An 18,563-nucleotide genomic window follows, 5' to 3' on the forward strand; every position below is an offset into this window, starting at 1 on the left:
TGCATGGGATTCACGCGCGCCGAACTGGAATCGTTCCGAGACGCCGAGATCGAGGATCTGATCGGGCCGGATTGCCGGCTGTTGTTCGTCGGTATCAATCCGGGACTGTGGACGGCGGCGACCGGCGCGCATTTCGCCAGACCGGGTAATCGGTTCTATCCGGCACTGCTGCGGGCAGGCATAATCGAGCATGCGATCGATCCTTCCGCGGGTATGTCGGACGCTGACACACAGCATCTGATCGATCGGGGAGTGGGCATCACCAATTTGGCGGTGCGGGCAACTGCGCGCGCCGATGAATTGACGTCGGAGGAACTCGCAACTGGCGGAGTTCGGGTCCGAAACATCGTGCGCGCAACCAATCCAAGAGTCGTTGCCTTCGCCGGGATCACCGCCTATCGAACAGCTTTCGGTGACAAGAAGGCGAAGGCCGGGCGTCAGGACCGTGATTTCGAGGGGGCAAAACTGTGGATCGTGCCCAATCCCAGTGGTCTCAACGCACACGAGACGGTGGACACCTTGGCAGCGAAATATCGTTCCGCCGCATCCGAAGCCGGAATTCTCTGAGAGAAGTCGCAGTTCCGTTCGGCCAGAACAAGGTACAAGTTAAAGTGCTTGTATGTCTGTTCTATACAACGTCTTTGTAGTGATTCACCTACTCGGCATGGCTGCCCTGGTCGGTAGCTACTTCACCGTCCTCAAGGCTCCTTCGATCACCGAGGTCATGGTGTGGGGTGCCAGGATGCAGTTCGTGTCCGGCCTGATCATCGTCGGGTTGGGCGAAGGCGCCCTGGACAAGAACTACATTCACGCGAAGATCGCTGTGAAGCTGGTGCTTTCGCTGGTCATCGTGGCGCTTGCCGAGATCACCCGGGCGAAGCAGAAGAAGGGCCAGCCCAATCCGAATCTGGTACACGTCGTCGGCGGGTTGTCGATCGTGACCGTATTCGTGGCCGCGCTCTGGACCTGACAAAGACACAAAAGAGCCCCGGCGATCGAAACTCGCCGGGGCTCTTTGCTGTTGACGTGTCTACAGACCCGGGCGCTTGCCGATCGTCAGGGTCACTTCACCGGTGTGCGCAAAGAAGTCGTTGCCCTTGTCGTCGACGACGATGAAGGCGGGGAAGTCCTCGACGTCGATCTTCCAGACGGCTTCCATTCCCAGTTCGGCGTACTCGAGGATGTCGACCTTCTTGATGCAGTCGAGCGCCAGGCGAGCGGCCGGTCCACCGATCGACCCGAGGTAGAAACCGCCGTGCGAGTTGCAGGCGTCGGTGACCTGCTTGGAGCGGTTTCCCTTGGCCAGCATGATCATCGAGCCACCGGCGGCCTGGAACTGCTCGACGTACGAGTCCATACGGCCGGCCGTGGTCGGGCCGAACGAACCGGATGCCATACCGTCGGGCGTCTTGGCGGGGCCGGCGTAGTACACCGGGTGATCCTTGAGGTACTGCGGCATCTCTTCGCCTGCGTCGAGGCGTTCCTTGATCTTGGCGTGCGCGATGTCGCGTGCCACGACGAGCGGACCGGTCAAGGAGAGACGAGTCTTCACCGGGTGCTTGGAGAGCTCGGCGAGGATCTCCGACATCGGCTTGGTCAGATCGATCTTGACCGCAGCGCCCTTGCTGGTACCCGAAATGCCATCCGTCTCTTCGTCGAGCTGAGCGTCCGTGACCTCGGGCAGGAAACGGCCCGGGTTGAATTCGAGCTGTTCCAGGAACACGCCCTCCGGGGTGATCTTGGCCTTCGCCTGTCGATCTGCCGAGCAGGACACCGCAATGGCGACGGGCAACGAAGCGCCGTGGCGGGGGAGTCGAACGACGCGGACGTCGTGGCAGAAGTACTTACCGCCGAACTGTGCGCCGATGCCGATCTTCTGCGTGAGCTCGAAGACCTTCTTCTCGAGTTCGTGATCGCGGAAGCCGCGGCCCGTGATGGCGCCTTCGGTGGGCAATTCGTCGAGGTAGTGCGCGGACGCGTACTTGGCCGTCTTCATCGCGAACTCGGCCGAGGTACCGCCGACGACGATCGCGAGGTGGTACGGCGGGCAGGCCGCGGTGCCGAGTGAGCGGATCTTCGCCTCGAGGAACTGCATCATCGAGTCGGGGTTCAGGATCGCTTTGGTTTCCTGGTACAGGTAGGACTTGTTGGCGCTTCCGCCGCCCTTGGCCATGAAGAGGAACTTGTACGAGTTCTCATGTCCGGCAGCAGTATCGGCGTACAGCTCGATCTGCGCGGGCAAGTTGTTGCCAGTGTTCTTCTCGTCCCACATCGTGATGGGGGCGTTCTGCGAGTAGCGCAGGTTCAGACGCGTGTAGGCGTCGTAGACACCGCGGGCAATGGACTTCTCGTCGTCGCCGGGGGTGAGCACATGCTGTCCACGCTTGCCCATGACGATGGCGGTTCCGGTGTCCTGGCACATCGGCAGAACGCCGGCAGCGGCGATATTGGCGTTCTTGAGCAGATCGAGCGCGACGAACTTGTCGTTGTTCGACGCTTCGGGATCGTCGAGGATGCTCGCGAGTTGCGTCAGGTGATCCGTGCGCAGGTAATGAGAGATGTCGTGCAGCGCCGTTTCAGTCAGCAAGCGCATCGCTTCCGGCTCGACCTGCAGGAAGGTGCGGCCGTCCGGTCCCTCGACTGTCGACACCCCTTCGGTGGTGAGCAATCGGTACTCGGTGGTGTCATCACCGATCGGCAACAGGTCCTCATAGAGGAAGTCGGCCATCATCTCTCCTGAACAAGGGTGCGTGCGAAGGTCGCATTCAGGTTATCGTTGGGGGTTTCCTTCTCCGAATCGGGGCGGGTGTGAGCTGGAATTATCCGGATGCCACTGGCTCGATCAAGATACTTCGACCAGTTCGGAGAGCTCGACGCCGCGAAATTCGGCAAGTATTTCGGCCTGCTCGGCCACTGCTGCGCGGGCCGATCGTGACCACGTTCCCCACGGGGTGATCGCGACCTTCAGCTTCTTTCCGGATGCTCGTGGTCGCCACAATCCGGTGATCGTGCCACCGACCACCACCGTGCCCGGTCGCCCGAGGGTCGGCCACACCGTCTTTTGGGCGGTCGGATCGGGAACCAGGGTCTCCCGATCCTTGAGCTGTACATACGGATCGAAAGGCCCGAGCAAGCGCGTACTCGAATCGGTGGGGGAGCCGAACAAGTCTTCGCGGTCCTGTTCGAGAATCCACCGCTTCTCGCCGTTCACCTCGATCTCCTCGGCATCGATTGGCCAGTGGGCTTTGACGTCCCTGACCGGAGCATCGAGAAACGACGCGACGTGAGCAGGAGTCGCGGGGCCGTAGAACCGCAGATAACCCCGGATCACGTCGAAGCGGGAATCTGCGTCTGCGCCCGTGGCGCTGAATGGGCGTCGGCGCCAACCCGGAATGCGTTCGAGCACTGGGGGAGATGTGTCCGGCTGTAGCTCGAGGCCTGCCTGGAGTGCCGCGAGCCGGAACGGCATCTCGTACAGATGAGTGGCGTTGCACGGGCGGCAGAATCTCAGATAGGGCTCGGTCACTCGGTTGGTCAACTGCGCGGACATCTCGCCCTTGACGGTTGGTTTCGAGACGATGTCCCGCATCGCAGCAGCAACTGTTTGCAGGGCAGTCAGCGTCGGGATGCCGGCGGCCTTCAGGGGCCGATTCGCGTCGTAAATGCGCTTGGCTGCATCGGCTTCGCTGAACGGCGACGTGGCGGCGGCGACGGCAGGCAGGTCGCCCCGACGGTAATAGTGGGGGGCTCCGCGCAACGTCCAGGCAAGAGCGAGCTCAGTGGCGTCGACGCGGACGCCGCGGATCCGCAGGGCCCAGGCGGCTCCGTCAGGTCCGGTGTTCTGAATCCCGAGATCGAGAATGCTGCAATCGCTGTGATCGGCGTCACCGATAACCGCTCGGTCGAGTTGATGGCGGTGCCACCGGAAATTAGCTACCTGCGTGAGTGAGGTTGCGCTAGACATGATTTCAGTTTACTGGTGGGTAACCGCAGGATTTGGGGCGGTTGATCAATGCGGCGACAGAATTGGTCAAATTCGACCGATTGGCCGGAATTTTTTCAGTAGCAGACCTTATTAGTCGAAATAATGACCCCATTGTCGGAATCCTTTGCCAACTGGTCGTTCGTATGATTACTGTTACCCACGTCACGGATACATTACAGATGTGACGCAGCTGTCACAGCACTGTCGGGTGCTTTTGGCAGCTGACCTCTGACCTCTCAAGGAGATTCACATGGGTTCAATGGAAGGAATTCTCGGCGCTGTTGTTCAGGGCCTGGGATCACTGTTCAGCGCTGACGGTCTGCTCAAGACCTTCATGGGATCGGTAGAGACCATCTCCAAGGACCCCACCCCCTAATTCAGCGCGACATTGCCACGCCCGCTCCGGGTGTAGTTACTTCAATTTCGACAAACTGCAGGAGGAAACTCATGGGATCTCTCGGTGAAGCCATCGGAAGCGTCAACAACCTCGGTCAGCGTCTCGTCGACGCACTGACCACGCTCAGCGGCGGCACGGTTACGCCCAAGTAAGCGTCGTCTGACGAGAAAGGCTCACGCACTCGGTGCGTGAGCCTTTCCGTGTCGACCGGATCGAGTATTTCCGATCACGTCGGGTTTGCCTGTTTCAGGCGGTACCGTTCGAAAGGTTCCGCTGCCGAAGAGAGTGACCCGGATGATCGAGACTCGTGCGTTACGAACGGTTTTCCGTGTCTTCGTGGCGTTGGCCACGGCAGTGTGTGGGTTCCAGCTCCTCACAGCACCAGGTCACGCTCAGTCGGCGGACAGCAGGCTGGTCGACATCTCGGTGTACTCACCGTCGATGGGGCGCGACATTCCGTTGCAGGTCTTGCGGCCGGCTGATACTTCGACGCCTGCTCCGACGCTCTACCTACTCAACGGAGTAGACGGAGGAAAAGACGACGCGACGTGGTCGGTGCGGACCGACGCACCGAAGTTCTTCGCGGACAAGCATGTCAACGTGGTCACCCCTCTCAGTGGAGCATTCAGCTATTACACCGATTGGGAGCGGCCGGACCCCGGCCTCGCGAAATCCGGCAACAACAACGGGGTCAACATGTGGACCACGTTCCTGACGGAAGAACTACCGCCAGTCATTGATTCGACGTTCGGGACGACCGGCGAGAACGCACTGGCAGGCCTGTCGATGGCAGGCACGTCGGTACTGGATCTGGCTATGGCGGCGCCCGCGCTGTACAACAGTGTCGGGTCCTTCAGCGGGTGCGCGATGACGAGTCCGGGCATCGGGCAGGACTTCGTGAAACTCGTGGTCGCCGTCGGTGGGGGTGACGCGGAAAACATGTGGGGTCCGTACGATGGTCCGGGTTGGCCGGCTCACGATCCGGTTGTCAACGCGGACAAGCTACCTCGAATCCCGATGTACATCACAACCGCAACCGGAATTCCGGGTCCGTACGACACACTTGCCGATCCGCGGATCGACAACGACGTCACAGATTTGGCGTTGCAGCTTGTTCTCGGTGGCGGAATCGAGGCGGCAACTCACTACTGCACCACCCAGCTTGCGGACAGGACGAACGCATTGGGTATGAACAACATTCGCTACAACTTCAAGCCGGCAGGAACGCATTCATGGGGATACTGGGAAGACGACTTACACGACTCGTGGCCGATGATCGCCGCGTCGCTCGGCGTGTGAGGCCCCAACGAGCAAGTCTTCGAAGCGTCGTTCTCGTAGGCGCGCTCGCCTTGATTTCAGTACTGGCGCCGCCTTCGACCGCGCTCGCCGACGAGACTCCGCAGATAACGAGTGTCACCGAACTGTCTTCGCGCTTGGTGCTTCTCGACGTCGCGAGTCCCGCCATGGGGCGCACCATGGCGGTGAAAGTGCTGCTTCCTGCCGACCGCTCGGAACCGCGCGGGACGCTGTATCTCCTGGACGGCAATTCCGGGCAGATCGAAGAGAACAACTGGTTGGCCCCGGCTAACGGCGATATCGTCCCGTTCTTTGCCGACAAGAATGTGAACGTCGTACTCCCCATCGGTGGAACCGGCACCATGTACACCGATTGGCAGGAAGACCACCCGAAATTCGGTCGTCTGAAGTGGGAGACATTCCTGACGAAAGAGCTTCCCCCACTGATCGACACGAGGTTCGCCACCAACGGGCACAACGCAATCGGCGGGATCTCGATGGGTGCAGAAGCCGCGCTGATCCTGGCCCAACGCTCGGCCGGGTTGTACGACGCGGTCGCGGGCTACAGCGGCTGCTACACAACCGTCGGAGGATTCGGCAAGGCGTTGACCGATCTTGTGGTGATCAACGGAAATGCCCGTTCGGAGCAGATGTGGGGTCCGGCCGGCAGTGAGGCTTGGCAAGAGCACGACATTTTCGCCAATGCCGACAAGCTGCGCGGCACCAAGGTGTATCTCGCCTCGGGATCGGGACTACCAGGTCCGCACGAAACTCTCGATACTCCTGCCCTGGGCCGGGTATTGGTCGTCGGCGGGGTCATGGAACTGGGATCGAACCTGTGCACCGACCAGATCACTCAGGTGTTGCGTGATCGCGGAGTCGATGTCACCCGCAGCGCTCAACCGGTGGGGACGCACGGTTGGCCGTACTGGCGCGACGAACTCGTTCGCTCCTGGCCGATGCTTGACTCTGCGTTGTCGGCTTGAGTAATTCCTTGCGATGAGTTTCCGGTTCGGGCCGGGTCTATAACCCTGTACACCTGTTTCGTAACCTCTCCGACAAGGACAGAACATGCCTTCCATCACTCCCTGTTTGTGGTTCGACAACCAAGCAGAAGAAGCAGCCAACTTCTACATCTCGGTGTTCGGTTCCGGGCAGATCCTGGGAATCGAAAGATACGTCGAGGGATCGCCTTCCGGAATGCCGGCGGGATCGGTGATGACCGTCAGCTTCGAGCTCGACGGTCAGCGATTCACCGGATTGAACGGCGGACCGATGTTCACGTTCTCGGAAGCAGTGTCTTTCGAGATTCCGTGCGTCGATCAGGCTGAGGTCGATCATTACTGGTCCAGGCTGACCGAGGGTGGGGAAGAGGGCCCGTGCGGATGGGCCAAGGACAAGTTCGGATTGTCCTGGCAGGTAGTCCCGAATCGCCTTCTCGAACTGATGAAGGATCCGGATCGGGCCAAGGCGCAACGCGCCACGGACGCGATGATGAAGATGAAGAAGATCGATATCGCGGAGCTCGAACGGGCCGCAGACGCGTCCTGAACACGATCTGGCCGATGGGCGACAGCCTTCGTTAGCTGATGCTAGCCTTCCCTAATTCTCGCTGGAGCGTTGGAGGAGTGCTGGTAACCATGCGAATCAAAGTCTCTCGAATGAAGGTTGCAGTCACCGCCTTGGCCGCCTCGCTCGCCGTCGCCGGACTTGCCGGCTGCAGCAGCGACAGCGCTGACGCACCCGCGGAGGCGGGAGCAACCGTCTCGACCATGTTCGGCGACGTCGAGGTCCCGGCCAACCCGCAGCGCGTCGTCGCGCTCGGTTGGTCGGACGCCGAGACGGCACTTGCCCTCGGAACACAGCCGGTCGGTGTCGCGGACTGGATGGCGTTCGGTGGCAAGGGCGTCGGACCCTGGATTGCGGACGAGTTCACCACGGACCCGAAGATCCTCGGAACGATGGACTTGAGCGTCGAAGACGTCATCGCGCTCGAACCGGACCTCATTCTGTGGACGCGAAGCGACAACACGCAGGCCACCTACGACAAGCTCAGTGCCATCGCGCCGACGGTCGGGCCGCCTCCAGGTCTCGCCACGGCCTACGGGACGACGGTCGAGCAGCAGACCGAACTCGTCGCGAAGGCTCTCGGCAAGGAAGCAGAAGGAAAGGCGCTACTGTCCGGCCTCAACGCCAAGTTCGACGCTGCAATTGCCGCCAATCCGAGCTTTGCGGGTAAGACAGCGGCCGTCGGCGCCTACAGTTCCGATGGTTACGGCGCGTACGTACCCGGCGACGCACGCGCAGACTTCATGACCCGCCTCGGCTTCACGATCCCGACGGCGATCACCGAAAAAGCCACCGGAAACTTCTACATCCCGGTCGCCAACGAGAACCTGAACCTGTTCGACGCGGATCTCACGGTGCTGTTTCCGATCTTCCTCGACAGCAGTGCGTTTGCGAACGATCCGCTACTGCGCGCAATCCCGTCGGCTCAGGAGGGACATCTGTTGATCCTCGATGACCCGGCACTCGTCAATGCGTTCTCGAGTGGCTCGGTACCGGGGTTGACCTACGCAATCGACAACGCCGTTCCGAAGTTTGCGAGCACGCTCGGCGCCTGATCAGAGCTGTTTCGGGACCTGCCCGTCACTGTGAGCGTGTTCGCAAACAGTGGCGGGCAGTTCTCGTGCGCCGGTACACTGGACAAAGTGAACTTTCAGCTAACGAGCGGCGGCCCAGTGGAGATCGAAGCGACCGCTCCTCGTTTTCCGCGGATGCATGCATACGTGGATATCGCTGTTGTGATCGTGGTGCTGGTGGGAACCAATCTGATCGCGCATTTCACCACCGCCTGGGCAAGCATCGCGACGGTACCCATCTCTGCTCTCGTCCTGTTGGCGCTCACCAAGCGCCGGGGAATGGGTTGGGCGGAATTGGGGCTGTCCCCTCGCGATCTCCGACGGGGTTCGAAGTACGCCCTTGCCGCCGTCGGCCTGGTCCTGACCGTTGTCGCCGTCGGCGCGTTGCTTCCGCTCACACGCCCCTTCTTCATGGCGGATCGCTACGCCACAATTTCCGGCGCGATCGTCGCGTCGATGATCGTGATCCCGCTGCAGACCGTCATTCCCGAAGAGTTGGCTTTCCGTGGCGTCCTGCACGGCACGTTGAACCGGGTCAGTGGATTCCGCGGCGTCGCCGCTGCCGGTTCTCTGATGTTCGGACTGTGGCACATCGCGTCTTCGATGGGTTTGACCAGTGGTAACGAAGGGCTGTCCGGCTTTCTCGGTACCGGAGTCGTCGGCCAGGTCGCCGGCATCCTCGGAGCTGTTCTCGCCACCGCTGCGGCCGGTCTCGTATTCACCTGGCTTCGTCATCGCAGCGGCAGCCTCATTGCGCCGATTGCTCTGCATTGGTCGTTGAACGGTGCAGGTGCGCTGGCTGCGGCTCTTGTTTGGCATGCAACTCTTGCTTGATCCCAATATCTGACAAAAAGGACAGCATTCGCCGCGCGGCGCCGGGTAGTTTTGTGCTTTGCTCAGTAAGTGACGCACCTTCATCGAGGCCATGTCTTCCACATCTCCGGTCGTCCGACGGTAGAGGATGCGGCGCAGTCGCTCGTCTCGATCCCCGACGGCGTCTTGGCGATCGACGATGCCGGAACGATCGTCTACTGCGGAGAATTCGAATCGCTCCCCGGAGACCTCGCGGGCGGCGAAATTCACGACCACCGACCGGGTTTCCTGCTGCCCGGATTCGTCGATGCACACATTCATTTCCCGCAGACCTACGCCGGCGACGCCTACGGCGGCGGCCAACTCCTCGAGTGGCTCGACCTGTGCGTCTTTCCCTCCGAATCGAGATTCGCTGATCCGGAATTCGCCCAGCACGCTGCCGAGGCCTTCTGCGCTCGCCGAATCGCCACGGGAACCACGGCCGCGATGGTGTTCGGATCGGCCTTCCCGCACGCGCAGGACGCCCTGTTCTCGGAAACTCTGGAACGCGGCCTTCGAGTGGTCAGCGGACGCGGGATTCAGACCACCGGCCCGGCCTCCGCCGCTGCACTGATCACCTCAGAAGAGGACGCGATCAGACTCACCCGCGAGGAGATCGACAAGTGGCACGCGGCCGACACCGGCGACGTGAACACTGCGCTCATTCACGTCGCAGTGGTTCCCCGCTTCTCTCTCGCGGTGACAACACGGACGCTGAAGGACTTGGGGGAGTTGTACGACTCCGTCCGTGACCGGGGCGTCTACTTCCACAGTCATCTCAACGAGAACAATCGGCCCGGAACCGGCGAGGTGGCGACCACACTCGCCGAGTACGAGGTCGAGACCTATCTCGACACGTACGACGGCAAGTTCCTCCCCGGCTCACAGGTCGGCGGAAAGAGCTTCCTGGGTCCACGCGCGATACTCGCGCACTCGGTGCACTGCCAGGACTCCGAACTCGCACGAATGGCCGAGACCGGAACCTCGATCGCACATTGCCCTACTTCCCAGCAGTTTCTCGGCTCCGGCACCATGCCGTGGAAACGAACCGTTGCGTCAGGGGTCAACATCGCGATCGGATCGGACTTCGGTGGCGGCGACGAGTGCCTGCTCACCCGAGTCCTCGGCGACGCCTTCAAGGTTCACATCTCCGAAGCCGGCGACGACGGAGTGTCGATGCACCCTGCCGAACTGCTGTTCACCGGAACACTCGCCGGTGCTCGCGCGCTGGACATGGAGAACCGGATCGGCAACTTCGACGAGGGCAAAGAGGCCGACTTCCTGGTGATCGATCCGTCCGGGTGGCCGCCGCTCGCCGGGCTCGTCAACTACGGAACGCGTTCGGATGATCCGATACTCGCCCGCGACCAGACGCTCTTCGGGCTCCTGATGGCGATGCGCGAGCCCGCGATTGCGCACGTGTACGTGCAAGGGCGCCGGATATCGGGCTGACGTGTCCGCAACTGCCATCACCGGGTACCACCGAACGAGTTCGGGATTCCGGGCGTGGGTCGAGCGTGCGGCCGAGACCGCCGGTCGATTCGACGGCTACCTGAGCTGTGGCATCAGTGATCAACCGGAACCGGTGTCGCACGGCGTGTCCGTCACGTTCGACAGTGCCGACGATCTTCATCGTTGGCTGGAGTCGACTGATCGCCGCGATCTCGAAAGATCAGCTGCTGCAACGGGAATTCTGGCGCAGACGAGTGATCTCGTTCTGATCGACGGCGTGCTGCCGCCGCCCGGTATCGGTGTGTACGACCACGCCGTCGTCGTGGGTAAGGAGAACGAGTTTCTGCGAACGCAACGACACCTCATCGATCTCAGTTCGCGATTCTCCGGCTACGAGTCGGTGATGTTGTTGCGGTCGGTCACCGACTCCACCCAGTGGAAGTCCGTCCTTCGGTTTCGGACAGAGCAGCAGTTGGCGGTGTGGATGGCGTCGCCCGAGAGGGCCGCAGCACTACCGAAACTGCGGGCCGAGTTGGCCGAGGACTTCACCGAGACCACGCGGTCGACACCGTTCGGCACCATTCTGCGTACGGAGAACGGGCAGACTCGCGCGACGCCGAATTGGAAGACGGCGATGATCATCCTGCTCGTCCTCTATCCGACGGTGATGACGCTGTCGAGGTTTCTCGGGCCGTTGCTCGACGGGATCGGAGCGCCGCCGTGGCTGTCGATGTGGTTGAGCCAGATAGTCAGCGTCGGCGCCATGACGTGGTTCCTGATGCCGACGGTCACGAGATGGTTCCGTCATTGGCTGGACCCGGTCGACGGCGCCGTTCCCCGCACCAACTGGCGCGGCGTCGCGGCGGTAATTGCGGTGTACGTCGTGACTCTGACGCTCTTCGCCTCCGTGAAGTGGCTGCAGTTCTGGGACTACTTCGACTGAATCCGGCCTCGGCGGAAGTAGGTGAGCGGTCCGAAGAAGTTGACGAAGATGATCGCCGCCCACTTCTTCTTGCTGCCGTTGACCGTATTGGCAGGGCGTCGCGCCAGGTCTGTCCACGCGGCGATCGCCAACAGGGACTGAATCGTTGCGAGCACGGCGACGACGCGGCGTTGCGCGGGTGACAGCTCACTCCAGGACTTCTTCTTTGTGAGGTTCATGAACTCCACTGTGCCCTCGAACGTCCAATCGGTGTCGAGAGCCGGTTGTTATCGGTGCCGGGAGTTCCTCAAATCAGTGTGAATAGCGTCACCATGATGACCGATAGGTACGGTCCCGCGGGCCGTCGGGCCGGTCGTTTTCGGCGTAAAGATCTCGCTAACTCGAACTGTGGCTGAATGTTTGCGCCCGCACTAAGCTCGCGTGGCTACATTGCCGCGGGGGATTTGGCCAATCTGCTGGTACGCCCTCTAGCGGGAGCAACGCCCTCTCTGTTAAGTAAGGCTTGCCAATCTTGTGGTCCGCCTACAGGTTTGATGCTGCGAGATAGCTGTTATCGGGAACGATGTTCGGAATACGTCAATAAATCGTCCTTAGGTGACAGTTTGATCACTGCCGGTGGGTGTTACCTGTGTGTATGTCCGCGCCCCGAAGGGGTCGAAATGTAACGTCCCGGACACATTTGGTGTCGCGGAAGTAACGGAAGGCCTCTACTCTTATCGCCAGCAGCCACTCACGTGGCGGCAATCCTCTGGACCGTATCTTCGACAGGAGCACATCGCATGAGCAGCGCAGAATTCTCGGATGCCTTCACCTTCCTCAACGACTTCTTCAGCAACGCGTCTGATCTCTTCAGCGCTCTGAGCTTCTTCACCTCGCTCAGCTGATAGCTTCCGGCCGCTAGGCCGACTCAGTGGCCCCCGAAGGCGATGCCTTCGGGGGCCACTGTTGTCTGTCAGGCGTCCAATTTGGTGACAATGTGAGCATTGTTGACCAAGTGCATGGCGGGGTTGATGTGACTGTGGTGGAATGCGAGCGAAAGAAGATAGCTTGCCTGCCCGCCACTTCGAGCGGGACACGCCGATGATCGGAGCTTTGTGCACGTCTCGCGAAGAAACCTCTTCAAGTACGCAGCGGCTGGATCGGCGGCTGCCGGACTCGCTGCATTGAGCGGTACGACGTCGGTGGCCAATGCCGGTTCGCTCGGGACCCTGCTCGATTACGCCGCCGGTGTGCCGTCCGCTCAGGCAATCAAGGCCGCCGGGTATGCGGGCGCCATTCGATACGTCTCGGATAGGCGCCCGGGCGCCGATTGGATGGTCGGCAAGCCCGTACTGGCGCGGGAAACCGACGCGTTGACCGCGGCCGGACTTCAAGTCGTTTCTTGCTATCAATTCGGCAAGGGCGGAACGGCGGACTGGCGCGGGGCCCGCGAAGCGGGCAAGCGTCATGCTGCCCGTGGCCTCGAACTACATGCGGCGGCTGGTGGGCCGTCCGGTCGCCCGATCTACGCGTCGATCGACGACAACCCGACCAGTACTGAAATCACTACGCTGATCACGCCGTACCTCGAGGGGTGGGCCTCGGTTGTCGGCAACGGAGCGCTCGGCGTCTACGGAAACACTCGCGTGATCGACGCAATGATCAGTGCCGGCGTCGGAACCTGGTTCTGGCAGCACAACTGGGGCTCACCCGCAGGGTATGTGCACCCGCGGGCAAACCTGCATCAGTTCGAGATCGACAAGCGCAAGGTCGACGGCGTCGGCGTGGATCTGAACTCGATCCTCACTCGGGACTACGGGCAGTGGTCGTTGGCCGGTGCGGTCGGTCCGGCCCAGCCGGTCGGATCCTCGTTGCCGACAGGATCTATCGCACCATAGCGCCGAATTTGGCGAGCCAGGCCTTGGCGTCATCGGGGAGGGTGCCCGCCGCTTCCGCGGCGAGGCACCATGCTTTTGCCATCGACAGGAAGTTCATCGGGTTGTAGGCGTCTTCTTCGCGAGACCACAGTCCGTTGCCGGCGTAATGCAGGATCGTGATGTTGGCGGCTCCGTGCTTGGATCCGTCACCCGGATCCTCCATCGGGTTGTCGATCTCGCACACGATCCATCCGCGCTGCTGGTCGACCACGAACCAGTTGGCCGGGAATTCGGTCATGCGGTGCCCCGGGAACTCCGTCATCGTGCGAGTGACCCACTTGCGTACGGCCTCTCGGCCATTGAGGGTGCCGAAAGCGTGTTCCACGTAGACGACGTCCTCGGTGAACATGTCCGCGAAGGCGTTCCAATCGCCGGAACGAGTGCACTCGACAACGGTGTTCTGGTAACCCGCGAAGGCGTCTTCGAGTTCGGTGCGTGTCCAGGTCATGAAAGGCTCCTCGGGTAGTCGTCGCCTCAAATTAGAACACGTTGCAGAATTGATTGTCGGCGATTCGATGCAGGAGGGTTCTGCGGTACCGTCGTTGGCGGGTCGGGGACCCGTTATGCGAGAGGGCACCACGTGGATATCATCATCAATTTCATCTACACACTTCTGTCGAAGTTGCAGACGGGCAGCATCGAAGGCTCTTCGGAGAAGTGAGTCCTCCGCCGGGTTGATTCCCCTACGAGACTTTCTGTTTGGGAATCAACCCGGCGAACACCATCGTCACGACGGCGGCGGCGATGGAGATCAGGAACGTGGCACGAAACGCCTCGAACGAGGGGATCACTGCGGTGCCGACGGTGATGGTCATTCCGGCCAGAACGACGCTCACGATCGCGGCAGACGTCGACGTGCCGATCGATCGCATCAGTGAGTTCAGTCCGTTCGCGGCTGCAGATTCCGTGATGGGGACTGCGCCCATGATCAAGGCCGGCATGGCCGAGTACGAGAGCCCGACGCCCGCTCCGATGAACATTCCGGCCACAGCGACCTGCCAGACGCTCGACACCGTGAAATATGCGAAGGCGTAACCCAATCCGATGACGAGGGCGCCGAGCATCAACGTGATTCGCGGGCCGCGCCACGCCGAAATTCGAGCGGAGACGGGCGAGAGCGCCATCATGACGAGTCCGCCGGGGGCCAGTGCGAGTCCCGCTGCAACCATGGACAGTCCGAGTCCGTAACCGGTGGACGTCGGTGCCATGAGCAGTTGGGGGAGCGTCAGGGAATTGCCGTACATGGCAAAACCGACGGCGATCGACGCGAAGTTGGTGAAGAGAACTTGCGGCCGGGCCGATACGCGGAGGTCCACCAGCGGTGCGTTGCGTCGAAGTTCCCACCATCCCCACACCAGGAAGCTGAGCGCGGAAACCGCAAGGAGCCCCAGGGTTTTCGCGTCGCCCCATCCCCAGGTTCCGCCCTTGGTGATGGGGAGTAACAGGGTGATCAGACCAACGGTGAGGCCGAGCGCACCGACGAAGTCGAAACGTCCCGGGCGTCGTACGGTCGATTCGGGAATGACGAACGCAACCAGTGCGATGCAGATCAGCCCGAACGCTGCCGATGTGACGAAGAGGAAGTGCCAGTTGGCATTCTGGGCGATCACCGCGGCGATCGGCAGTCCGATCGCACCGCCGACGCCGAGGGTGGCGCTCATGACCGCCATCGCGCCGGCCACTTTCTTCGGTGGAAGAACGTCACGAATGATGGCTATGCCCAATGGAATTGCCCCGACCGATGCTCCTTGAAGTGCACGGCCGACAACGAGCACGATCAGTGATGGTGCGATCGCGCAGATGGCCGAGCCCAGAACGACCATCGCGAGACTGACCAGCAGCATTCGTTTCTTGCCGAACATGTCGCCGAGGCGCCCGCTGATCGGCGTGATCACCGCGGCGGCGAGGAGTGTTGCGGTGACCGCCCACGAGGTGTCGGCGGGAGTGGAGTTCAACAGGTGCGGCAATTGCGGAATGATGGGGACTACCAGCGTCTGCATCAAGGCGACGACGATTCCGCACAGTCCTAGAACGGTGAGCACTGGACCCGAGGATGCGTAGTTCGTGTCGGGGATTTTCTCGTCGACATTGGACGACCCTGCGTGAACGGACATGCGGCTCCCGCCATGGCGTGTTCTGATTGGTGCGTTCGCCCCAGTGTGCACGCTACACATCGTGTGTAGTCTGCACAATATGAGGATGGACCGGGACCCTGATCTGGTGAATATCGAGTACGAGTTGACTCTGCTCTCGCGTTACCACGCGCTCGCACAACGGGCCGAACTTCATCTGGACCGGTCGGCGTATCTACTGCTCGGTCGACTGGAATTGCAACATCCCATGAGCCTCAAGGAGCTCTCCTGCGCTTTCTCGCTCGACATCTCCACCATCAACCGGCAGATCGGCGCGCTGAGGCGTCAGGGCTTGGTGGAGCGAGTGGAGGATCCGGACGGAGGGCTCGCGCGAAAGGTCCGGCCGACGGCGCAGGGGCTGTCGAAACTTCGTGCTGATCGCGAACATTCGACAGCCGGTGTCGAAAAGGTCCTCCGCGAGTGGACGCCGGAGCAGCGTCTCGCGCTCGGTGACCTACTGCGGCAATTCAATACCTCGGTCGAAGCGCTGGAAGGCCGCGAATGGCCGCGACCGAATCAGGTCTGAGAGTGCGAGACGGATCGTAGTGAGCGGTCCGGATCGCTCGAATCCGATTCCGGCGCAATGACAACAAGTTTCGGGTGTTCTTCGGGGGCTGCATGATTTCCACGCCAGGAGAGCAGTGACCAACGTGAGAGACCGGACAGCGCGGACCCGAGACTGGCGAACGAGCCCGAACTCAGGACCGACGCCGTAGACCCGATGCTTCCGATCGAAAGAAAAGAGCCGACGCTACCGATCGACAGGATCGAGTACGCCGATCCGATCGAGAGAATGGACCCCTCGGATCGGATGGACAGTATCGATCGCGTCGACTTGTGTGACCGTATCGACTGGTCTGGGCCGGATTTCTTCTCTGGACGACCGTGCGTGATGTCCACTCGTAGATGTCCCATCTATCGGGTCTATCACGGTGATCGGAGATGCAAAAGGGACCCACCGAAATTCGGTGGGTCCCTTTCACAAGACTTCGATCAAGCTACCGCGAACATGCCCACGGTCGGAAGGAAGCTGCAGGTGATGCGATCTGCGCCTTCCGGCTGGGTGGTCAGCGAACCGCTGATCACCGAGAGAACGCGTCCGGGGCCGGTATCGGCGATAGCCGACAGAGTGGCTGGGCCGTCCGGGTTGATGCGTGCGGCGTTGGTCAAGTTCTGGGTGGCGCTGCGCTGGTTGTCGATGTTGACCCAGGTGACGGTCATCGGCACCGGCTGGTCGTCGACGGCGGGAGCCGTACCGAGAGCGGTGAAGACGAATCCGGCCTGACCGGCAGCGGGACCGGGAGGAGGCAGGTGAGCCGGGCCGGGAACGGCAAGTGCGGTTCCGACCGAATCGGCGGTGGCCGAGATGCAGCCCTTGCCAAGCGTCGGGTAGAGGAACTGCGCGATGACGGGGGCGTTCTCGTCCGGGATCGCCGGTCCGCCGCCGCCGCTGCCGTCGAGGAAGGTGATGACCTTCTCGAGGGTGGCCTTGATCTCGGGCGGAATGCCGGGGGAGTTCAGGATCGCGCGAGCCTGGTCGAGCAACGCTTGCTGCGGTCCGCCTGCAACATCGGCCGGACCTGCGGCGGCGCCGATGATGGCGGGCGCAAACGATGCGAGGAACTCGATCGGCACACTTTCGGGTGCGGGCGGTGCTGCCGGATCGGCCATTGCCTGTGCCGGCAATGCCAGTCCTGCTACTGCGGCAATAGCGACGGCGGTGAACGCCTTTCGCATACCTCGGGTTCGAAGCACTGTTTCCCCATCCTTAGTCATACCGCGCGGGCGCCTAGGCGAGCTCCGCGTTTGACGGCTCGAGGGGTCACTCTATGTACAGAGCCCCCGGGTTGTACAGCTGTTCAGTTGCTGAGCAGCTACGCACCGGGGGGAGTCTATGGCATGACCGGCCTCGATCGTGATTTACGGCGACCATACCTGTGACTGAAGTGATCTATGTGAAAGTTGATGCAACTGTTACGTCAGATTGCGAGGTTTGTTCACTCGAAGATCAGTCGAAACGGACCGAATCGTCGACGAGTACGTCAATTCGACGGGCAAGGTCGAAGTCCAGTTCCGTGAGACCGCCCGCCGAGTGTGTCGAAAGCGTGTACGTGACCTTTCGCCAGCGAACGTCGATGTCGGGATGATGATCCGCGGCCTCGGCGACTGCCGCGATGCGTTGAAGAAGCGCGATGGCGTCCGGGAATGTCGCGGAGTCGACCGTGCGAGTGATCGACCCTGGCGACAGTTGCCAGGCGGGCAGTTCGTCGAGAGCGTTTTGGATCGCGGAGTCGGACAACAAAGTGGCCATACTCCATCATGGTGCGATGAGTGATGCACCTGCAAGGGATCGGGAAGTTGTCGCCGGTGCGATCTTCCGCGAGGGAAGGCTGCTCCTCGCGCAGCGGACGAGTCCGCCGGCTTTGGCCGGTCGTTGGGAGCTGCCGGGCGGGAAGGTCGAAGAATTCGAATCGCCACAGAACGCGTTGGCGCGGGAGTTGCTCGAGGAACTGGCGGTCGAGGTGAGATGCGGCGCCAGAATCGGCGTCGACGTGCCACTGTCGCCTGGGTTGGTCCTGCGGGCCTACCGGGCGGAGTTGGTGTCGGGAGAACCGGTCGCGCTCGACCATGCTCAATTGACATGGGTCGACGCCGAAGAACTGTTGTCGATGGATCTGGTGGACAACGATCGAGCCTGGATCCCCGAGTTACTCGCGGAATTGAGCGCGCTTACGCCGCACGAGCCTTCTTGAGACCCGCTTTCAGTTCCTTCTTGGATGCGCCCTCGTTCTCGAGCTTCTTCATCCGCATGATGACGACGGGACACTTGATGCACCGCGTCTTCTTGCGGCAGCACTTCTTCTTCGGCTTGAGCTGCGAGACCTTGCTTGCCTTGACTTTTCCCATGTGACGCTGCGGCTTTCCTGTTTCACTACGGCGGAGAGCCC

The 18,563-nt window shown here is 61.5% G+C and carries 22 protein-coding genes; 13 read left to right on the forward strand and 9 right to left on the reverse strand.

Translation table 11 applies throughout. The features are described 5' to 3' along the window. The first annotated feature begins 3 nt into the window (after positions 1-3). Positions 4-567, forward strand: coding sequence for a mismatch-specific DNA-glycosylase (locus ASU23_RS04490; RefSeq protein ID WP_058037411.1), 564 nt, complete (start codon positions 4-6; stop codon positions 565-567). A 52-nt stretch (positions 568-619) separates the two neighbouring features. Then, the gene (locus ASU23_RS04495) at positions 620-970 is read left to right on the forward strand and encodes a hypothetical protein (protein WP_003945214.1); all 351 of its coding nucleotides are present in this window, start codon (positions 620-622) and stop codon (positions 968-970) included. Between the two features lie 60 nt (positions 971-1,030). Here the strand turns inward: ASU23_RS04495 and ASU23_RS04500 are convergent, their stop codons facing one another. Both ASU23_RS04500 and ASU23_RS04505 read right to left on the reverse strand, forming a co-directional pair. Next, positions 1,031-2,728 (reverse strand): fumarate hydratase, encoded by a 1,698-nt coding sequence (locus ASU23_RS04500; protein ID WP_058037446.1) that lies wholly within the window; start codon positions 2,726-2,728, stop codon positions 1,031-1,033. 114 nt (positions 2,729-2,842) lie between these two features. Next, the gene (locus ASU23_RS04505; RefSeq protein ID WP_058037412.1) at positions 2,843-3,964 is read right to left on the reverse strand and encodes a winged helix DNA-binding domain-containing protein; all 1,122 of its coding nucleotides are present in this window, start codon (positions 3,962-3,964) and stop codon (positions 2,843-2,845) included. 271 nt (positions 3,965-4,235) lie between these two features. Here ASU23_RS04505 and ASU23_RS35075 point away from each other — a divergent pair, with 271 nt between their 5' ends. From ASU23_RS35075 to ASU23_RS04540, 8 genes are all read left to right on the forward strand, one after another. Beyond that, positions 4,236-4,361, forward strand: coding sequence for a hypothetical protein (locus tag ASU23_RS35075; RefSeq protein WP_019744544.1), 126 nt, complete (start codon positions 4,236-4,238; stop codon positions 4,359-4,361). A gap of 315 nt (positions 4,362-4,676) precedes the next feature. Continuing rightward, on the forward strand, positions 4,677-5,681 hold the full coding sequence (locus ASU23_RS04510; protein WP_058037413.1) for an alpha/beta hydrolase family protein: 1,005 nt from the start codon (positions 4,677-4,679) through the stop codon (positions 5,679-5,681). Positions 5,682-5,731: 50 nt separating this feature from the next. Further along, complete coding sequence (locus ASU23_RS04515) at positions 5,732-6,664, forward strand: alpha/beta hydrolase family protein (RefSeq protein ID WP_253741203.1); 933 nt, start codon at positions 5,732-5,734, stop codon at positions 6,662-6,664. An 85-nt stretch (positions 6,665-6,749) separates the two neighbouring features. Beyond that, positions 6,750-7,229 carry a VOC family protein gene (locus tag ASU23_RS04520; RefSeq protein WP_003945229.1) on the forward strand — a complete coding sequence of 160 codons (480 nt, stop codon included), beginning with the start codon at positions 6,750-6,752 and terminating at the stop codon, positions 7,227-7,229. Between the two features lie 89 nt (positions 7,230-7,318). Next, a complete protein-coding gene (locus ASU23_RS04525; RefSeq protein WP_058037415.1) occupies positions 7,319-8,302 on the forward strand; it encodes an iron-siderophore ABC transporter substrate-binding protein in 984 nt (327 codons plus the stop codon). Positions 8,303-8,455: 153 nt separating this feature from the next. Further along, a complete protein-coding gene (locus ASU23_RS04530; RefSeq protein ID WP_051720844.1) occupies positions 8,456-9,154 on the forward strand; it encodes a CPBP family intramembrane glutamic endopeptidase in 699 nt (232 codons plus the stop codon). Between the two features lie 69 nt (positions 9,155-9,223). Beyond that, positions 9,224-10,624: an amidohydrolase family protein gene (locus tag ASU23_RS04535; protein ID WP_003945240.1), complete on the forward strand. Its 1,401-nt coding sequence runs from the start codon at positions 9,224-9,226 to the stop codon at positions 10,622-10,624. A 1-nt stretch (position 10,625) separates the two neighbouring features. After that, positions 10,626-11,567 (forward strand): antibiotic biosynthesis monooxygenase, encoded by a 942-nt coding sequence (locus ASU23_RS04540; RefSeq protein ID WP_042448793.1) that lies wholly within the window; start codon positions 10,626-10,628, stop codon positions 11,565-11,567. Here ASU23_RS04540 and ASU23_RS04545 read toward each other — a convergent pair. After that, on the reverse strand, positions 11,555-11,785 hold the full coding sequence (locus ASU23_RS04545; RefSeq protein ID WP_007726301.1) for a PLD nuclease N-terminal domain-containing protein: 231 nt from the start codon (positions 11,783-11,785) through the stop codon (positions 11,555-11,557). The genes ASU23_RS04540 and ASU23_RS04545 overlap by 13 nt on opposite strands. 876 nt (positions 11,786-12,661) lie before the next feature. Between ASU23_RS04545 and ASU23_RS04550 the strand changes: the two genes are divergently transcribed. Then, positions 12,662-13,444 carry a DUF1906 domain-containing protein gene (locus ASU23_RS04550; protein WP_007726300.1) on the forward strand — a complete coding sequence of 261 codons (783 nt, stop codon included), beginning with the start codon at positions 12,662-12,664 and terminating at the stop codon, positions 13,442-13,444. Here the strand turns inward: ASU23_RS04550 and ASU23_RS04555 are convergent. Then, complete coding sequence (locus ASU23_RS04555) at positions 13,431-13,931, reverse strand: nuclear transport factor 2 family protein (protein ID WP_054781908.1); 501 nt, start codon at positions 13,929-13,931, stop codon at positions 13,431-13,433. The two genes, ASU23_RS04550 and ASU23_RS04555, sit on opposite strands and share 14 nt — an antisense overlap. Before the next feature lie 235 nt (positions 13,932-14,166). Beyond that, on the reverse strand, positions 14,167-15,597 hold the full coding sequence (locus tag ASU23_RS04560) for an MFS transporter (protein WP_054188751.1): 1,431 nt from the start codon (positions 15,595-15,597) through the stop codon (positions 14,167-14,169). A gap of 85 nt (positions 15,598-15,682) precedes the next feature. Here ASU23_RS04560 and ASU23_RS04565 point away from each other — a divergent pair, with 85 nt between their 5' ends. After that, positions 15,683-16,141 carry a MarR family winged helix-turn-helix transcriptional regulator gene (locus ASU23_RS04565; protein WP_003945257.1) on the forward strand — a complete coding sequence of 153 codons (459 nt, stop codon included), beginning with the start codon at positions 15,683-15,685 and terminating at the stop codon, positions 16,139-16,141. Here the strand turns inward: ASU23_RS04565 and ASU23_RS04570 are convergent. The 3 genes from ASU23_RS04570 to ASU23_RS04580 form a co-directional block, all read right to left on the reverse strand. Then, a complete protein-coding gene (locus ASU23_RS04570) occupies positions 16,132-16,530 on the reverse strand; it encodes a hypothetical protein (RefSeq protein WP_042448789.1) in 399 nt (132 codons plus the stop codon). The two genes, ASU23_RS04565 and ASU23_RS04570, sit on opposite strands and share 10 nt — an antisense overlap. A gap of 78 nt (positions 16,531-16,608) precedes the next feature. Further along, the gene (locus ASU23_RS04575) at positions 16,609-17,352 is read right to left on the reverse strand and encodes a hypothetical protein (protein WP_003945233.1); all 744 of its coding nucleotides are present in this window, start codon (positions 17,350-17,352) and stop codon (positions 16,609-16,611) included. Positions 17,353-17,623: 271 nt separating this feature from the next. Then, positions 17,624-17,926, reverse strand: a complete 303-nt coding sequence (locus ASU23_RS04580; RefSeq protein WP_003945236.1) for a 4a-hydroxytetrahydrobiopterin dehydratase — start codon at positions 17,924-17,926, stop codon at positions 17,624-17,626. 16 nt (positions 17,927-17,942) lie between these two features. Here ASU23_RS04580 and ASU23_RS04585 point away from each other — a divergent pair, with 16 nt between their 5' ends. Further along, a complete protein-coding gene (locus ASU23_RS04585) occupies positions 17,943-18,368 on the forward strand; it encodes a (deoxy)nucleoside triphosphate pyrophosphohydrolase (RefSeq protein WP_007726279.1) in 426 nt (141 codons plus the stop codon). Here the strand turns inward: ASU23_RS04585 and ASU23_RS34195 are convergent. Then, positions 18,346-18,522, reverse strand: coding sequence for a hypothetical protein (locus tag ASU23_RS34195; protein WP_003945207.1), 177 nt, complete (start codon positions 18,520-18,522; stop codon positions 18,346-18,348). The genes ASU23_RS04585 and ASU23_RS34195 overlap by 23 nt on opposite strands. Between the last annotated feature and the right edge of the window lie 41 nt (positions 18,523-18,563).

It is taken from the genome of Rhodococcus sp. KB6 (genome assembly GCF_001445685.1).
Classification (GTDB): domain Bacteria; phylum Actinomycetota; class Actinomycetes; order Mycobacteriales; family Mycobacteriaceae; genus Rhodococcus_F; species Rhodococcus_F qingshengii.

What these genes read in the sequence shown, in the direction of transcription:
- ASU23_RS04570 (WP_042448789.1), bottom strand. Translation starts at nt 16,530, where the DNA reads ATGGGACATCTACGAGTGGACATCACGCACGGTCGTCCAGAGAAGAAA.
- ASU23_RS04490 (WP_058037411.1), top strand. Translation starts at nt 4, where the DNA reads ATGGGATTCACGCGCGCCGAACTGGAATCGTTCCGAGACGCCGAGATC.
- ASU23_RS35075 (WP_019744544.1), top strand. Translation starts at nt 4,236, where the DNA reads ATGGGTTCAATGGAAGGAATTCTCGGCGCTGTTGTTCAGGGCCTGGGA.
- ASU23_RS04575 (WP_003945233.1), bottom strand. Translation starts at nt 17,352, where the DNA reads ATGCGAAAGGCGTTCACCGCCGTCGCTATTGCCGCAGTAGCAGGACTG.
- ASU23_RS04530 (WP_051720844.1), top strand. Translation starts at nt 8,456, where the DNA reads ATGCATGCATACGTGGATATCGCTGTTGTGATCGTGGTGCTGGTGGGA.
- ASU23_RS04555 (WP_054781908.1), bottom strand. Translation starts at nt 13,931, where the DNA reads ATGACCTGGACACGCACCGAACTCGAAGACGCCTTCGCGGGTTACCAG.
- ASU23_RS04505 (WP_058037412.1), bottom strand. Translation starts at nt 3,964, where the DNA reads ATGTCTAGCGCAACCTCACTCACGCAGGTAGCTAATTTCCGGTGGCAC.
- ASU23_RS04525 (WP_058037415.1), top strand. Translation starts at nt 7,319, where the DNA reads ATGCGAATCAAAGTCTCTCGAATGAAGGTTGCAGTCACCGCCTTGGCC.
- ASU23_RS04585 (WP_007726279.1), top strand. Translation starts at nt 17,943, where the DNA reads ATGAGTGATGCACCTGCAAGGGATCGGGAAGTTGTCGCCGGTGCGATC.
- ASU23_RS34195 (WP_003945207.1), bottom strand. Translation starts at nt 18,522, where the DNA reads ATGGGAAAAGTCAAGGCAAGCAAGGTCTCGCAGCTCAAGCCGAAGAAG.
- ASU23_RS04495 (WP_003945214.1), top strand. Translation starts at nt 620, where the DNA reads ATGTCTGTTCTATACAACGTCTTTGTAGTGATTCACCTACTCGGCATG.
- ASU23_RS04560 (WP_054188751.1), bottom strand. Translation starts at nt 15,597, where the DNA reads ATGTCCGTTCACGCAGGGTCGTCCAATGTCGACGAGAAAATCCCCGAC.
- ASU23_RS04545 (WP_007726301.1), bottom strand. Translation starts at nt 11,785, where the DNA reads ATGAACCTCACAAAGAAGAAGTCCTGGAGTGAGCTGTCACCCGCGCAA.
- ASU23_RS04510 (WP_058037413.1), top strand. Translation starts at nt 4,677, where the DNA reads ATGATCGAGACTCGTGCGTTACGAACGGTTTTCCGTGTCTTCGTGGCG.
- ASU23_RS04500 (WP_058037446.1), bottom strand. Translation starts at nt 2,728, where the DNA reads ATGGCCGACTTCCTCTATGAGGACCTGTTGCCGATCGGTGATGACACC.
- ASU23_RS04580 (WP_003945236.1), bottom strand. Translation starts at nt 17,926, where the DNA reads ATGGCCACTTTGTTGTCCGACTCCGCGATCCAAAACGCTCTCGACGAA.
- ASU23_RS04520 (WP_003945229.1), top strand. Translation starts at nt 6,750, where the DNA reads ATGCCTTCCATCACTCCCTGTTTGTGGTTCGACAACCAAGCAGAAGAA.
- ASU23_RS04565 (WP_003945257.1), top strand. Translation starts at nt 15,683, where the DNA reads ATGGACCGGGACCCTGATCTGGTGAATATCGAGTACGAGTTGACTCTG.